The sequence below is a fragment of the Candidatus Ichthyocystis sparus genome, from assembly GCF_900078745.1.
Classification (GTDB): Bacteria; Pseudomonadota; Gammaproteobacteria; order Burkholderiales; family 2013Ark19i; genus Ichthyocystis; species Ichthyocystis sparus.
This window is the reverse complement of the sequence record NZ_FKII01000052.1, coordinates 1-18359: the sequence shown is the minus strand read 5'-3', so window position 1 is coordinate 18359 and position 18359 is coordinate 1. Positions and strand designations below refer to the sequence as shown.

Annotated in this window: 4 protein-coding genes; all 4 read right to left on the bottom strand. The window is 39.9% G+C overall.

Annotated elements, in window-relative coordinates; genetic code table 11:
- Positions 1-412: 412 nt before the first annotated feature.
- Positions 413-3424 carry a hypothetical protein gene (locus A6733_RS05175; RefSeq protein WP_092460571.1) on the bottom strand — a complete coding sequence of 1004 codons (3012 nt, stop codon included), beginning with the start codon at positions 3422-3424 and terminating at the stop codon, positions 413-415.
- Between the two features lie 1533 nt (positions 3425-4957).
- Entirely contained in the window at positions 4958-11137 is a 6180-nt protein-coding gene (locus tag A6733_RS05170) for a hypothetical protein (RefSeq protein ID WP_092460569.1), read from the bottom strand.
- Positions 11138-12196: 1059 nt separating this feature from the next.
- Positions 12197-16570, bottom strand: coding sequence for a hypothetical protein (locus tag A6733_RS05165; RefSeq protein ID WP_092460567.1), 4374 nt, complete (start codon positions 16568-16570; stop codon positions 12197-12199).
- A gap of 283 nt (positions 16571-16853) precedes the next feature.
- On the bottom strand, positions 16854-18359 hold a 1506-nt coding region (locus A6733_RS08925), incomplete at its 5' end, for a hypothetical protein (protein ID WP_176696775.1).

Here is an 18359-nt window from a genome sequence, read left to right as displayed (position 1 = left end):
TACCTTTGTATCTTATTATACAAGGGCCATACAAACCTTGAAAATCATGTATTACATGCAACACAAATGCCCGATATCCAATACGTATCCTGGTATACAATTCTATTATGAACAACTCCTTCGCTGAATTAGCATAAATTACGCACAAAATAAAAATTCACAAATTAAGAACAGTGTGCTTCGTAAGTGACATTAAATTTATTTAATTTCACAAATCCACCTAACTACTGAACAACCAACGTTAAACACGCCATCAACCACCAGCTATAAAAAACAAGCAACTCCCATTTTATCATGTACCATATAAAAAAAATTAACCGCACCAAACACAGAAAAAAACAAAACCATGCACACATCGGGCTCATAAAATTATGCAATGCTAATAATAAGGAAGTAAGATCAATTCTCTCAATTAACTATTCCTTTTCCTTTTACGACCACGTCCTCTCTGAGCACTACCACGATGTGAAGAAGACAACCTTCCTCTACCACCTCTCATAGACCCACTAGATTCACTAGCAGGTGGCGGTAAGGGTGGAAGCTCTCGATTTAGCAATGCTGCCAGTCTCACTCCCACATCCCCAGTGGTAGTATCGGTAGCAGCAGCCACTAGCGGAACATTATCAACAACCACAGGTGCAGAATAGGAAGGACCAGCAGCAACATTACTAGTAGTAGATGCCTCGAAAGTCCCCTCAAATCTCATAATAAGTAATTTCTTAGGTCCATGAACGTAACTAGAAGAACTACTACTAGCTGCCGTGGAAGATTCTCCAATAGCAGTAGAAACAGAAGAAGAAGTGGTAATAGGTACTATTAGCTGCTCAGATGAGGAGGCATGAGTTGATTCACCCACTAAAGACGACGACGCAGAAGCAATACCTTCAGTAGTTAATGCAACTTCTCTAAATAACTCAAGTGACTCTGGAGAGGAAGAGGAAACATCGGCATCTAATCCTGATTCAGATGGAGACGAAGACGAAAATGAAGATGAAGATGAAGATGAGGGTAAAATCGAAGGTGAAGAAGGAAGCGAAAGTGATCTATCTCCTAACCCCCAAAACGCAGGGGCAACATCGACCGCAGTCAATCCAACTCTATCTTCTCTAACCGACGAAGCAGAAGAAGAAAGAATATCAGCAGCCACCTCCAACTCAGATGAAGGTTCAACAGATAACTCATCTCCAACTCCCAAAGCAGAAGCAGAAACATCTACAGTCGGTACTAACACATCCCCACTAATGGCCAAAAAAGAATCGCCAGATAGAGTTGGCACGGCAACAGAGTCAGTAACAAAAGGCAAAGAAGACTCCTTCTGAGACTGAAGTTGTGAAAAAGAGGTAACAGAAGAATGAGTAAGATCAATAGTACTACTTCCAGACTCCGTAGCCTCAACCGCACATTTACTGCTACTTTCTGATGTCCTATTTTCAGCAATCGCACGTACTTTAACGCAACTTTGAGAAATCGAAAACGCCACTGCAGGAACACCAACAACATCTAGGACCGTAATAAAATCCCCACAATTAACATTACTCAATGATTCAGCTTCCAGTTCGGCAAAAACTCTATTAGCTACTTCATCCCACCACAAATTAAATACAGAATCCACTATCTCATGAATGGCACAATCTAGTCTCGATAGAAAACCTAGCAACTCACCTCCATTTAATGGCACTAGCCTACAACTTGATAATACTCGAACACTACCAAGATCACGTATAAAGTCAGGACGATACTTGGCATGATACATACAAATGGACCTATACATAAATCTAGATAGATGCAGTTCCTTGTATGTTTTGCACCAAATAGCTTTCCCAACAGCCGAAAGTTTACTACTCACAGTAGTTAAGATGTGATTAAGCATCGACATCGAGAGAAATATTCTGGCAGATTTACGAACATTAAAAAAGAGCTTATAAATTATTTCAGCACTATCAGGATGTAACTTAACATCCAACAAATCAACACATTGATCAAAAGAAAATCTACCAGCGGAATCCCCAACAGAAGATAATTGTGACTTAGATTGAGCACGAGCACGAGGTGACAATTTATGATTAGATCGATGTAATAGTGGTTGAGAACTAGAATGTAAAGAACGCGTAAGGCCTGTGAATGCTAATGAAGGAATACCGGCAGTGTCTAGGACACCGATAAGATCTTTACAACTAACAGCATTCAAGGACTCCTCTCTTAGGGCAACATAAACCTCACTAACTGCTTTATCCCAATCAGATTTAAAAACAGACTTCACCTTACTAAGGACAGCACAATCTAGTTTCGATAAAAAACCCAGCAAACTATCTCCAACTAGTGGAACTATATTACGATCAGGAGAATCCGATAATATTTTAATATCAGGAAGAGCACGTATAAAACCAGGTCGATGATTAGCATGATACTCAGCAAGGCACTTGAATACAAAAATATCTTCACACATCACCCTATAAGTACAGTACCAAATAGCATATCCAGTCACAGTAAGTTTGTTACTCACGCTTGATAGGAGTTGTGTTCTTACCGTATTACTGTAAATACATCTAGAGAATTCATTAACTTTAAAAAAGAGACCTTCAATGACTCGAACACTCTCGGGAGATAACGTAACACCCAGTAAACTCAAAATATCCGAAGTCAAGGAAGAGCCCGTACCTCCAAGTAAGGTTACAATGGTAGGGACATTAGCAGTAGCAGATACACTATCATGTTGATCAAAAACTACAGGATCAGGCTTGGGCAAAATTTTTCGAAAACGGATGCCACAAGAACTGGGACCTATTGTAGCTGAAGTATTACTTTTTATCGCACGTTTTCGACTCAGATTTAATGTATTACTTCCAATTGAAAATTCTACTATGGGAACACCAGCGGCATCGATGGCTCTAGAAAAATCTTCAGAACTAACATCGCTCAATTTTTTCAACTCACGTTTCTGACTTGGTTTTGATGTACCATATATTTGAGATACAGTGGCAGCTGAAGGAGAAACAACAGTAGAAGTAACAGGTTTTTGGGCAATAGCCTTACCTATAGCTCTGCCCATAGTACTCTCCTTACCTACAGTAGTAGCAGTAATTAAAGTAGCGGTGGTTGAAGAAGAACTTAGCTGTGTCTTAGATTGAAGATGCGTCTTAGATAACGACCCAGGTTCAGATTCAGTTGTTTCAGTCATAGGTGATAAATATGTGGACGCAGCTGAAGAAGAAACAGCAACAGAAGTGACATATTTATTGGCAGAAGTCTTATCTTTACTCCTAGTACTCACCACATGACCTACAGCAGTACCTGAAGTAGTAACATCAACTGGCTGCAAATCATCACCCTGTGTAGTACTCGCATTATTACTAGTATCATTTCCACTCTCTGTGACAACACTAGAAGCAGCGACACTACCGATCACAGAGGACACAGGATACATAATAAGATCTCTTTATCTATATTAATATTTATTATAATTTGTTATTTCTAGCATCAGATCACACACCAATACCAACATCATCAACGCTACAGAGATAAGATAAACTAGCGCAACCTAGTGACTAAATGCACGCAAAGCCACAAATGTGCTAACAGTCAAAAGAAAATCTGTACACTACCATTCTTGTAACTCTATTCATGAAATAAATCACACACACACAAAATATCCCACAAACAAAGCCAAATAAACCTATCATCTGCTATGGTATATAACTTAAAAAAACAAACAACCACACCCAATAAATAATAATTAATTGAATAAACAAAGTATTAACAATAAGTATTAACTTAGCAATTATTTAACTTAACTAATGTGAATCAATAATATTCATAACAACCTCTCCTTGATCATTTCTTGTTTTAACATCCTACCATTAATCCACACACCAACATTACGGAAAAGAAGTAAGTAGAGTCACTTAAAAAAACACTCACAACATCACTAGTAGTCCAGTAGCACATCGTGTGTCTTGTAGATCAATTCATAAAATAACACACACATCCACAAAAGTAGTAGTTACCATGTACAAAGGAAAAAACACTTCTAGCAAACTACAGTATCCCACATATAAACTTAAAAAAACAAATATTTACATCCATTAAATAACAATTAATTTCATTGATAAATTATCAATATATAACGTACAAAATATAAATTATTTAACATTAATAAAACAGAATACAACCAACGATTCACTTGATAACATCGACCAATATTTTACGATGTTGTGTTAACTAGAAATTCAATAAAAAACTACCCAATTTGCATAGCATATAACATATTAATATTTAGTATAAAAAATCATGTAAACTCAACAAGAATTTATCATGTATGATATAAATATCCAGCATAGATTCTCGTATGCAAATTTTATGATTGATTGATGGTATTCCAACAAAAAACTCAAAAATTAAGAAATTAGCTCTATATGTACGATATTAGATTTTCAATGAATCTTTTTTAATTAATTTACAGTGGATAGCACTAGTACCACATAAAAAAATCTTACATATTTAACCATTGATCATATAACAAATACATCACGGCTCCATTATGGGCCGAATAAATTAATATCACTGAGGAACATTTTACTCAATACACTTCGTATTACAAAGTTGTAGTGCTAAGATAAAAGATCATATTTTTGGATTATGTTATATACAATCACTCACTGTACACGAGAAAAAAACATAATATGTTAAGGAAATTAAATTAGCCATCAAATGGCAGTAGGAATAGTTGATAGTATACAAATTGTATAATTTATTGGTATAAAAAAGTTATTAACTAAAACCATCGGTAAATTTATCGTATAAAAATAAACATCCCTATACAGAAAACACATAAAATCATGTGGCACTAATAGTAAGGAGTAAAATTAATTCCACAATTAACTATTCCTTTTACGTCCACGTCCTCTCTGAGCACTACCACGATGTGAAGAAGACATCCCTCCTCTACCACCTCTCTATTCTATACAGATGACTCTGTAGAGGAAGAGGAAACATCAGCATCTAATCCTAATTCAGATGGAGATGAAGATAAAGATGGAGATGAAGATAAAGATGGAGATGAAGGCCCAATAGAAGGTGAAGATAAAGGCCCAATCGAAGGTGAAGATAAAGGCGAAAGTGAATCATCCCCTGACCACCCAAACGCAGAAACAACATTAACTGCAACCAACTCTTCAGCCAATGGTGGCGAATAGGGGGGGATATCAGAAGCTACTACCGCAGGTGCAGGTGCAGCAGGTGCAGGTGCAGGTGCAGGTAATTCATCTTCTCCCAAATCAGAAGCAGCACCTTCCTCTGTCGAAACCCAAAATCCTAATTGCGCACCAGATTGAGTACGAAACTCAGAAGTAGATGGAGATGGAGATAAAGATGCTGATAAAATCGCAGGCGTAGATGAAATCGCAGTAGATGCTTCACCTGCTAAGGCTCCAAACTCAGAACAAGCACTATCCTTAGTAGAGACTGAAACATCATCACCAATTTGCGAAGAAGACTTGTTAGAAGTGGAAACAGTATCAGCAGCAAATAAACTAGCAGGTTGATATCTATAAAAAAGCGATTTAACAAATCCAGAAGAAGATTGATCAGAGCCCTCCTTTAATAGCAACAAAGAACCTAATTCCGTACCGGATCGAGGATGACTACTGGGTAATAATTCATGTCTTCCTGACTCCATAACATCAGCACATTTACCACCATCCCCTGATGTTTTGCTCTTACTTATAAAACGTTTTTGGGGAACAGAGACAGTACCCTCCTCCATACATTTACTGCCACTTCCCAAAGTCTTGCCTTTATCTACCACACGTCTTTGATATTTTTTCCTCTGATAAAGTGAAAACGCTTCTACGGGAGCACTAACAGCATTGAAAATACTAATAAGATCTTCACAACCAACATCACTCAATGATCCATCTTCTAGTTCGGCAAAGACTGAATCATCTACTCTACCCCACTCCAAGCTAAATACAGACTCCACTTCCTCGCGAATAGCACAATCCAGCTTCGATAAAAAACTTAGTAACTCACCTCCACTTAATGGCACTAGATTACGATCAGAGGAACTTGACAATACTCTAATACCAGCAAGAGAGCGTATAAAATCAGGACGGTACTTGTAGTGATACAGACAAAGACACCTGGCCATAAAACTAAGTGAATGCAGTTCCCCATAAGTTCTGCACCAAACAGCCCGCCCAACAGCAGAAAGTTCACTACTCACAGTACTTAAGAGATGACCCAGTACATTAGAGTAGGATTTTTTAGCAGATCCACGAAGAACACAAAAGAGATCGTAAATTAGTTTAGCACTATCAGGATGTAACTTAACATCCAGCAAATCAACACACTGAACAGATAATGAAGCACCAGAGGAAGAGATCGAAACTGAAGAAGAAGTTGGAGTACTCGCCTCAGTAGAAACAGGCGCCACACCAAGAGCAGTGGTACAAACAGTACCTACCTCAGCATGAGTAGGAACAGGAACACTATCGCTACCCTTATGTCTTTTTGCTGCAATCGGAGCAGAAGAAGACTCACCCATAGGATCTCCGACAGAAAAAGACAACAGAGTCAATTCAGGGGGTACGCTAGAAGTCTCTCCTGATGGCAACGAAGAACCCAACTGCGAACTAGATTGAGATGGTAATGATTGAGAACTTGGAGGAGAAGAATGCGTAAGGTCTATGACACTAGTTACTGATGCTACTCTCTTACCTTTACTACCTATTTCCTTTGTAGAGGACTCTACCCTCGTCGACGATAACACTAATTCGGGAATACCAGCAACATCAAGGACTTTAACAAAATTTCTACAACTAATAGAACTCAATGACTCCTCTTCCAGAGAAACGGAAACTTCACTCCAACAAGAGTTAAAAATAGACTCTATCTCTCTTCGAACAGCACGATCCAGCTCCAATAAAAAATCTAGCAAATTACCTTCGGCACCCAATAATACTTGAATTTTAGAAAGAGAAAGTACGAAATCAGGGCGGTGCTCAGCATGGTACTCACCAAAACACCTGGACACAAAGCTAACCTCACACGTCGCCTTGTAGGTCCTGTACCAAATAGCTCTTTCAGTCACTGAAAGCTTATCACTTATTTCTGGTGGAAACTGTTTGCTTACCATGTCTTCATAAATACTTCTGGCAAGTGCACCAACTTTAGAAAAGAGATCTTTAATCATTAGAGCGCACCCAGGAAGTACCATAGCACATAGTGAAGCACAATCTAGAGCAGCAACAGATTTTTGAGCAGAAAACCTCCACCTACCACTCTCAGCAGCCACCACCTTGCCCGTAGCAACAGATGAAGAAGAAACGGCAATAGAAGTACCTCGTCTTTGGGCAAGAGCCTTAAGTGTCTCACGTTGATCAGAAACTACAGAATCAGGCTTGGGCAAAATTTTTCGAAAACGGATGCCACAAGAACTGAGACCTGTTGTAGCTGAAGTACTACTTTTTATCGCACGCTTTCGACTCAGACCAGAGCCCTCCTTTAATAGCAGCAAAGGACCTAATTCCGTATCAGATCGAGGATGAACACTGGGTAATGATTCATGTCTTACTGACTCCATAACATCAGCAGCACATTTACCACCATCCCCTGATGTTTTGCTCTTACTTATAAAATGTTTTTGGGGAACAGAGCCAATACCCTCCTCCATACATTTACTGCCACTTCCCAAGGTCTTGACTTTACCTACCACACGTCTTTGATATTTTTTCCTTTGATAAATTGAAAACACTACTACGGGAGCACTAACAGCATCGAAAATATTAATAAGATCTTCACAACCAACATCACTCAATGATCCATCTTCTAGTTCGGCAAAGACTGAATCAGCTGCTCTATCCCACTCCAAGCTAAATATAGACCCCACTTCCTCGCGAATAGCACAATCCAGCTTCGATAAAAAACTTAGTAACGCACCTCCACTTAATGGCACTAGATTACGATCAGAGGAACTTGACAATACTCTAATACCAGCAAGAGAACGTATAAAATCAGGACGGCACTTGGAATGATAGAGACAAAGACACCTAGCCATAAAACTAAGTGAATGCAGTTCCCTATAAGTTCTGCACCAAACAGCCCGCCCAACAGCAGAAAGTTCACTACTCACAGTATTTAAGAGATGACCTATTACATTAGAGTAGGATTTTTTGGCAGATCCACGAAGAACAAAAAAGAGACCGCAAATTAGTTTAGCACTATCGGGATGTAACTTAACATCCAGTAAATCAACACACTGAACAGATAATGAAGCGCCAGAGGAAGAAACCGAAGAAGAAGTTGGAGTACTCGCCTCAGTAGAAACAGGCGTCACACCAAGAGCAGCGGTACAAACAGTACCTACCTCAGCATGAGTAGTAACAGGAACACTATCGCTACCCTTATGTCTTTTTGCTGCAATCGACGGAGTCAATTCAGGGGGCGCACTAGAAGTCTCTCCTGATGGCAACGAGGAGCCCAATTGCGAACTAGATTGAGATGGTAATGATTGAGAACTTGGAGGAGAAGAATGCGTAAGGTCTACAACACTAGTTGCTGATGCTACTCTCTTACCTTTACTACCTCTTTCCTTTATAGATGACTCTACCCTCGTCGATGATGACACTAATTCGGGAATACCAGCAACATCAAGGACTTTAACAAAATTTCTACAACTAATAGAACTCAATGACTCCTCTTCCAGAGAAACAGAAACTTCACTCCAACAAGAGTTAAAAATAGACTCTATCTCTCTTCGAACAGCACAATCCAGCTCCAATAAAAAATCTAGCAAACTACCACTGGTATCCGATAATACTTGGATTTTAGAAAGAGAACGTACGAAACCAGGGCGGTGCTCAGCATGGTACTCACCAAAACACCTGGACACAAAACTAACCTCACACGTCGCCTTGTAGGTCCTGTACCAAATAGCTCTTTCAGTCACTGAAAGCTTGTCACTTATTTCTGGTGGAAGATGTTTGCTTACCATGTCCTCATAAACACCCCTGGCAAGCGCACCAACTTTAGAAAAGAGATCTTGAATCATCAGAGCACACCCAGGAAGTACCATAGCACATAGCGGAGCACAACAATCTAGAACAACAGCAGCAGATTTTTGAGCATAAAACCTTCCCCCACCACTCTCATCAACCAAGACCTTACCTGTAGCAGAAGCTGAAGAAGAAACGGCAATAGAAGTACCACATCTTTGTGCAAGGTCCTTACGTATAAGTCCCCTACCTCTACCCAACCTAGTACTCACCCACTCACCTACAGTAGTAGTAATTGGAGTAGTAGTGGCTGAAGAATAATCAGTTAGTGTCTCAGATTGAAGATGTGGAACAGTACTACTTCCCGACCCCGTAACATCGACTGCAGATTTACTACTACCACTTCCCGACATCTCTCCTTTACGTATCGCACGTCTTCGATTTCCTGTTGTGTAATATCTTTGAGAAACTGTAAGTGATACTGCAGGAACACCCACAACACCAAAGACTCTAATAAAATCTTCACAACTAAGAGTACTCAATGATTCACCTTCTAGTTCAGAAATAATTCCACCTACTGATCCATCCCACTCAGAGTTAAATGTAGACCACACTACCTCACGAATAGCACAATCCAGTCTAGATAAAAAATCTAGTAACCTAGCTCCACTTAACGGTACCAGCCTAGGATCAGAGGAACTTGATAGTACTAGAATACTATCAAGAGTACGTATAAAATCAGGATAGTACCTATAGTGATACATACAAGAGAATTTACGCATAAATTTATATAGATGCAGTTCTCTATAGGTCTTGAAACAAATAGCTTCCACAACCACCGTAAGTTCACTACTCGATATCTTTGGGATGTAACTGATCATAGAATGCGAGAAAGAATTTTTGGCAAACCTACGAACTTCTCGAAAGAGTTTATTAATTAATTCAGCACTATCAGGATGTAACTCAATACCCGGCAAATCAACACACTGAACAGACAGTGAAACACAAGGGGAGGAAGAAGAAATTGCAGAAGAGGTTAGGGTATCCGCTAGCTCAGAAGGAATAGGTGGCATCCCAACAGCAGAAAGAACAACCCCTGTATCAGTACTGGTAGAAACACCATCATCCTTGTGCACTTTAGCTGCAATCAGGTCAGAAGAAACTTCAACAGAAGACAACAGAGTCAATTCGGAAGTTGTACCAGAAACCTCTCCTGATGGAAACGAAGGTTCTGCACGTGACTCAGATTGAGAATGCATAGCAGATGACAATTCAGTATGAGACTGAGATGATAATGATTGGGAACCGGAAGGGGAAGAGTGTGCAAGACCAGTAGCACTAACCCCCAATGCCGCACACTCAACCGTGTCTTTACTTCTTGCAAGACCCTTTCTTCTTGCATTTCTTGCCACAGCTATCAACATCGGCGACATTGCTAATGGTGGAATATTGGCAACGTCGAGGACATTGATAAAATCTTTACAACTAACAACACTCAAGGACTCTCCTTCCAGAGCAACAGAAACTTCACTCCAACAAGAGCCAAAAACGGACTTTACCCTATCATATACAGCACCATCTAATCTCGACAAAAAATCCAGCAACCCACCTCCAGTTAACGACACCAGATTACCACCAGAAGAATCAGATAATACTTGAATTCTAGGAAGATCACGTATAAAATCAGGGCGGTGCTTATAGTGATACTCGCTGATACACTTGGACATGAAACTATCTTCGCACATTGCCCTATAGGTAAAGTACCAGATACCTCGTCCAGTCAAGGTAAGTTTCTCACTCACTCTTGATGGGAGCTGTTTGGCTACCGTACTCCTATAAGTGCGTCTAGCCAATACATCAGCTTTGATAAAAACACCTTCGACTATTTGAGTGCTCTCAGGAGATAGCACAACACCCAGCAAACTTAAAGCATCCAAAGTACCAAATTTTTTGGCAGGAGCTTTACCTTTACCCCCAGTACTCGCCCCCTTACCTACAGCAGCAGTCGAAGCAGCTGGAGCAGTAGCCTCAACTTGCTGCAAATCACCACCCTGTACAGTACCTCCCTTGTTGGCGCCATCATCCTCGCTATCTGGGGCACCAACAAAATCAGCGACATTACTGGTTACAGATGACAAAGGACACATAACAATCTCTCTTTATTTTATTATTCTTAGTAACAATTTACACACCAACTCTACAGAAAAAAAGAATTAAGTACATACCAACAAGTAAATGTGGAAAACACCACGAATGGAAACATAATTGGAGACCGGGCCACATATTATCATTCTTGTATCTCAAATTATTGTATTTCAATTGATGAAATAATTCACACAAAAACTACCACGATACACAAAGCACACTACCCTCCACTAATGGTAGCTTGTACATAATTTAAAAAAAAAACAAATATTTACACACAATAAATAACAATCAATGACATAAAAAACACAGCACATCAATTGGTTATTTAACTAAAAACTAAGCAAAAGTACACCGATAGAATGTGCGTAACAACACGCTTTTAGCAAACATCAACAAATATTTTATATTAAAAATAGCAAAATAAATTCAAGTAATATAAATAAGTATAAACAGAGCAATACATGGCAGCTAACCAACACAACTAATACAATGCAAATACGCCACTTACACATACTACTAACTACACAAAACAACCTACTGTACAGAAGATTAGCACTGGCATAAGTGTTAAAATACCATTTGCAATGTACTTAAAATGTAGAAATTCCATCAATTCAATAAAAAAAGACAAGTATCTACCCAGGTCACGTGACATACAGTACCTTTGTATCTTATACAAAGACCATACAAAACCTTGAAAATCATGCATTACATACAACACAAATACCCGATATCCGATATGGATCCTGGTTTTATTATGAACAACTCCTTCACTAAATTAGCATAAATTATGCACAAAATATTCACAAACTAAGAACAGTGTGTGCTTCGTAAACGACATTAAATTTATAATTTCACAAATCCACCTAACTACTGAACAACCAATGTTAAACACACCATCAACCATTAGCTCTAAAAAACAAGCAACTCCTATTTGATCATGTACCATATAAAAAAACAACCGAACCAAACACAGAAAAAAAACAAAACCATGCGCACATCGGGCTTATAAAATTATGTAATGCTAATAAATAAGGAAGTAAGATTAATTATCACAATTAACTATTCCTTTTCCTTTTACGACCACGTCCCCTCTGAGCGCTACCACGGTGTGAAGAAGACAACCTTCCTCTACCACCTCTCATAGAACCACTAGCAGGCGGCGGTGAGGGTGGAAGATCTCGATTTAGCAATGCTGCCAGTCTCACTCCCACATCCTCAGCGATAGTATCGGTAGCAGCAGCCACTGGCGGAACACTACCAACACCCACAGGCGCAGAAGAGGAAGTCCCAGAAACGACACTACTACTCATAGATATCGAAGAGGAAGGTTCAGCAACGACATTACTAGTAGTAGATACCTCAAAAGGCCCCTTAAATCTCATAGCAAATGCTTTCTTAAGTCCGTGAACATAACCAGAAGAACTACTACTAACTGCCGTGGAAGGTTCTCCAATAGAGGAAATAGAAACAGAAGAAGAGGCAGTAATTGGCACTATTGGCTGCTCAGATGAGCACACAGGAGTTGATTCACCTACTAAAACTCCCGACTCAGAAACAATAACTTCCGTAGCTAAACCAAAAATTTCTCTATCCGATACAGATGACTCTGTAGAGGAAGAGGAAACATCAGCATCTAATCCTAATTCAGATGGAGATGAAGATAAAGATGGAGATGAAGGCCCAATCGAAGGTGAAGATAAAGGCCCAATCGAAGGTGAAGAGGAAGGCGAAAGTGAATCATCCCCTGCCCCCCTCAACGCAGAAACAACACTAACCGCGACCAAATCTTCAGCTAATGGTGGCAAATAGGGGGGGATATCAGAAGCTACTACAGGTACAGGTGAAGGTGCATGTGCAGGCGAGGGCGAGAGCGAGGATGAAGGTTCAACAGATAATCCATCTCCAACTCCCAAAGCAGAAGCAGAAGCAGAAACATCCACAGTCGATACTAAAACATCCCCACTAATGCTCAAAAAAGAATCGACAGATAGAGTTGGCACAGCAACAGACTCAGTAACAAAAGGCAAAGAAGATTCCTGCTGAGACTGAAGTTGTGAAAAAGAGGTAACAGAAGAATGAGTAAGATCAATAATGCTACTTCCCGACTCCGTAGACTCAACCGCACATTTACTGCTACTTTCTGATGTCCTATTTTCACCAATCGCACGTACTTTAACGCACCTTTGAGAAATCGAAAATGCCACTACAGGAACATCGACAACATCGAGGACCGTGATAAAATCCTCACAATTAACATTACTCAATGATCCAGCTTCCAGTTCGGCTAAAATTCTATTAGCTACGTCATCCCACAACAAATTAAATACAGAATCCACTATCTCATGAATGGCACAATCTAGTCTCGATAGAAAACCTAGCAACTCACCTCCATTTAATGGCACTAGCCTGCAATCAGAGGAACTTGATAATACTCGAACACTACCAAGATCACGTATAAAGTCAGGACGATACTTGGCATGATACATACAAATGGACCTATACATAAATCTAGATAGATGCAGTTCCTTATATGTTTTGCACCAAATAGCTTTACCAACAGCCGAAAGTTCACTATTCACAGTAGTTAAGATGTGATTAAGCATCGAATTCGAGAAAGACATTCTGGCAGATCTACGAACATCAAAAAAGAGCTTATAAACTAGTTCAGCACTACCAGGATGTAACTTAACACCCAACAAATCAACACATTGATCAGAAGAAAATCTACCAGCGGAATCCCCAACAGAAGACAATTGTGACTCAGATTGGTCACGTGCACGAGGTGACAACTCAGGATTAGACCGATGTGGTAGTGGTTGAGAACTGGAAGGTAAAGAACGCACAAGGCCTGTGAATGCTAACGGAGGAATACCGGCAATGTCTAGGACATCGACAAGATCTTTACAACTAACATCATTCAAGGACTCCTCTCTTAGGGCAACATAAACCACACTAACTGCTTTATCCCAATCAGATCTAAAAACAGACTTCACCTTACTAAGGACAGCACAATCTAGTTTCGATAAAAAACCCAGCAACCCATCTCCAACTAGTGGAACTATATTACGATCAGGAGAATCCGATAATACTTTAATGTCAGGAAGAGCACGTATAAAACCAGGTCGATGATTAGCATGATACTCAGCAAGGCACTTGAATACAAAAATATCTTCACACATCATCCTATAAGTAAAGTACCAAATAGCCTGTCCAGTCACAGTAAGTTTGTTACTAACGCTTGATGGGAGTTGTTTGCTTACCGTATCATTGTAAGTACGTCTAGAGAATTCATTAACTTTAAAAAATAGACCTTCAATGATCTGAACACTCTCGGAAGATAACTTAATGCCCAGTAAACTCAAAACATCCGAATCAGCAGTAGAGGCTGAAGAAGAAACAGCAATAGAAGTGCTATGTTTTTGAACAGGAGACCTACCTCCACCCCTAGTACTCACCCCCTTACTATCAGAAACAGCTGACACATCAACGGGCTCAGTAACAAGAGTCAAGGAAGACCCTGTACCTCCAAGTGATGTTACAACGGTAGAGGCAGTACCAATCACAGATGCACTACCAGATTTATCCTTACAGGAAAATAATTTAACAAACTTAGAAGAAGATTGATTGTGATCCTCCTCCGATCGCAATAAAGAATTTGACTGAGTCTCAGATTGAAGATGCGTCTTAGGTAAAGTCTTTTTTTTACTTACCGAATATCTCCGTCGACTCTTTAATTCATTGTATCTTTGAGAATTTGAAAGTGCTACTGTAGGAACACCAACAACATCGAGGACTCTAATAAAATCTTTACAACTAACGGCACCCAACAATCCATCTTCTAGTTCAGAAAAAACTCCATCAGCTGCTTCATTCCATCCCAAGTCAAATATAGACTCCATTTCCCTACGAATAGCACAATCTAGCTTCGATAAAAAACCTAGCAACTCAACTCCACTTAATGGAACTAGTCTACTATCAGAGGAACTCGACAATACTAGAATACTATCAAGAGCACGTATAAGATTAGGATGATACCTATAATGATACACACAAATGAACTTACACATAAATTTAGATAGATGCAGTTCCCTATAAGTTTTTAACCAAATAGCCTTCCCAATCAACGGAAGTTCACTACTAAATATTGTTGAAATATAATTAAATATCGAATGCGAGAAGGAATTTCTGGCAAATTTACGAATTTCACAAAAGAGCCTACAAATCAATTTATCACCATCAGGATGTAACTTAATACCCAACAAATCAACACATTGAATTGTGGGAGAAGGTATGGCACTAGCCTCAGAAAAGGATGGTACACCAACGGTAGAACGAGTAACACCTATCTCAGCATGAGTAGGAACACTATCACCACCCTTGTGTTTTTTTACTGCAGTAGGATCAAAATAAGATTCACTATCATAATCTACAACAGAAGAAAAAGTAGCCAATTCAGAAGGTACACTAGAAGCCTCTCTCAATGGCAACGAAGGTCCTAAGAGTGACAGTGACTCAGATTGAGAATGCGTACGAGACAACAATTTGTGATGAGACTGAGGCGGTAATGATTGAGAACTGGAAGAGGGAGAGTGTGTAAGATCCGCAGCACTAACTCCTAACGCCGTACACTCTACAGCGCCTCTTCTTCTTGCGCTTGTTGCTGTGGATATCAACATTGGCGATAATGCTAATTTAGGGATACCAGCAACTTGGAGGACATCAATAAAATCTTTGCAACTAACAGCATTAGAGGACTCTTCTTCCAGAGCAACAGAAACTTCGCTCCAACCAGAGCTAAAAATAGACTCCACCTTATTGTGAATAGCACAATCCAGTCTAGATAAAAAATCTAACAACGTATATCCAGTCAATGGCACCACATCACGGTCAGGAGAATTCGATAACACTTGAATGCTAGGAAGGGCACGTATAAAATTAGGGCGGTACTTGAAATGGTACTCGCCAATACACCTGGATACAAAACTACCCTCACACATTAACCTATAGGTAAAGTACCAAATACCTTGTCCAGTCGAAGTAAGTTTATCACTCATGCCTAATGGGAGCTGTTTGCACACCATATTCTTGTAAGTACGTCTAGCAAACAAATCCATTTTTAAAAAAAGATCTTCAATTGTTCTAGCACTCTCATGGGATAACGTAACACCGAGTGAACTCAAAACACCTGAATCAACAGTTAAAGGCGAAGAAGAAACAGCAACAGAAGCTCCAAGTTTTGGGGCAGGAGCTTTACCTCTATTCCTAGTACTCACCCCCTTACCTGTAGTAGTAACAGTGGTTGAAGTAGTAGTAAAGGCCTCAACCCCCTGCAAATCTCCAACCTGCGCAGTACCTACCCTATTACCACCATTATCGTCAACTGGAGCAACACCAGAAGAGGCACTACTGGCCGCGGATACAGGATACATAACAACCCTCTACTTATTGTTTTTATTATTTGTTATTACTATTCCTACTATCAACTCGCACAAAAATCACAGAAGAGGAGTGAGTACAATCACTGAACTCACACAACACCACAATAGGACCATAGCCAAAATAAAGAATCACAATCATACACTAAAATCGCATGAAAAAAGCAAAAGAAGTCACTCAACGAAGCGCACACAACATAGCAAATACGCATAGTCTCACATCATTACTCTTGTAGCCCAATTCATAAAATAACACTCAACTCAAATCACCAAAAAATTAACTTCTCCTTTTCCTTTTACGTCCTCTTACTCTCTGAGCACTACCAGGATGTGAAGAAGACAACCTTCCTCTACCACCTCTCATAGAACCACTAGATTCACCGGCAGGTGGTGGTGAAGACGGAAGCCCTCGATTCAGCAATGCTGCTAATCTCACTCCCACATCCTCAGAGACAGTATCGGTATCAGTAGCCACTAGCGGAACATTACCAACACCAATAGGTGCAAAAGAGGAAGGCCCAGAAACAACACTACTACTCATAGATATCGAAGAGGAAGGTTCAGCAGTGACATTACCAGTAGTAGTAGATACCTCAAAAGGACTCTTAAATTTCATAATAAGTGCTTTCTTAAGTCCGTAAACATAAACAGAAGAACTACTACTAGCTGTCGTGGAAGGTTCTCCAATAGAGGAAGTAGAAACAGAAGAAGAGACAGTAATTGGCACTATTGGCTGCTCAGATGAGCACACAGGAGTTAATTCACCTACTAAAACTCCCGATTCAGAAACAATAACCTCCGTAGCTGACCCAACAATTTCTCTATTCGATACAGATTCTGCAGAGGAAGAGGAAACATCAGCATCCAATCCTAATTCAGATGGAGATGAAGATAAAGATGGAGATGAAGTCCCAATCGAAGGTGAAGAGGAAGGCCCAATCGAAGGTGAAGAGGAAGGCGAAAGTGAATCATCCCCTACCCCCCTCAACGCAGAAACAACACTAACCTCGACCAACTCTTCAGCTAATGGTGGCAAATAGGGGGGAATATCAGAAGCTACTATCGGTGCAGGTGCATGTAATTCATCTTCTCCCACCAAATCAGAAGCAGCACCTTCCACTGTCGAAACCAAAAATCCTGATTTCATACCGGATTGAGTATGAGACTCAGAAGTAGATAGAGATGAAGATAAAGGTGCTAATAAAATCGCAGGCGTAGATGAAATCACAGTAGATGCAGTAGCAGTAGCAGGTTCATGTCTATAAAAAAGCGATTTAACAAATCCAGAAGAAGACTGACCAGAACTCTCCTTCAATAGCAACAAAGACCCTAATGTCGTCCCAGAGCGAAGATGACGCTTAGGTAACGATTCACTTTCAGGTTGAGAAGATAGTTCATGCTGAACCAAACGATAAGTAAGATCACTAGTGCTACTTCCTGACTCCGTAACCTCTGCACATTTACCACTATCTAATGTCCCGCTCTTACTTACAAAACATTTTTGGGTAACAGAACCAGTACCCTCCTCAATACATTTACTGCCACTTCCTAAAGTCTTGCCTTTACCTACCTCACGTCTTTGATATTTTTTTCCTTGATAAATTGGAAACGCTACTACGGGAGAACTAACAGCATCGAAAATATTAACAAGATCTTCACAACCAACATCACCCAATGATCCATCTTCTAGTTCGGCAAAGACTGAATCAGCTACTCTATCCCACTCCAAGCTAAATATAGACTCCACTTCATCGCGAATAGCACAATCCAGCTTCGATAAAAA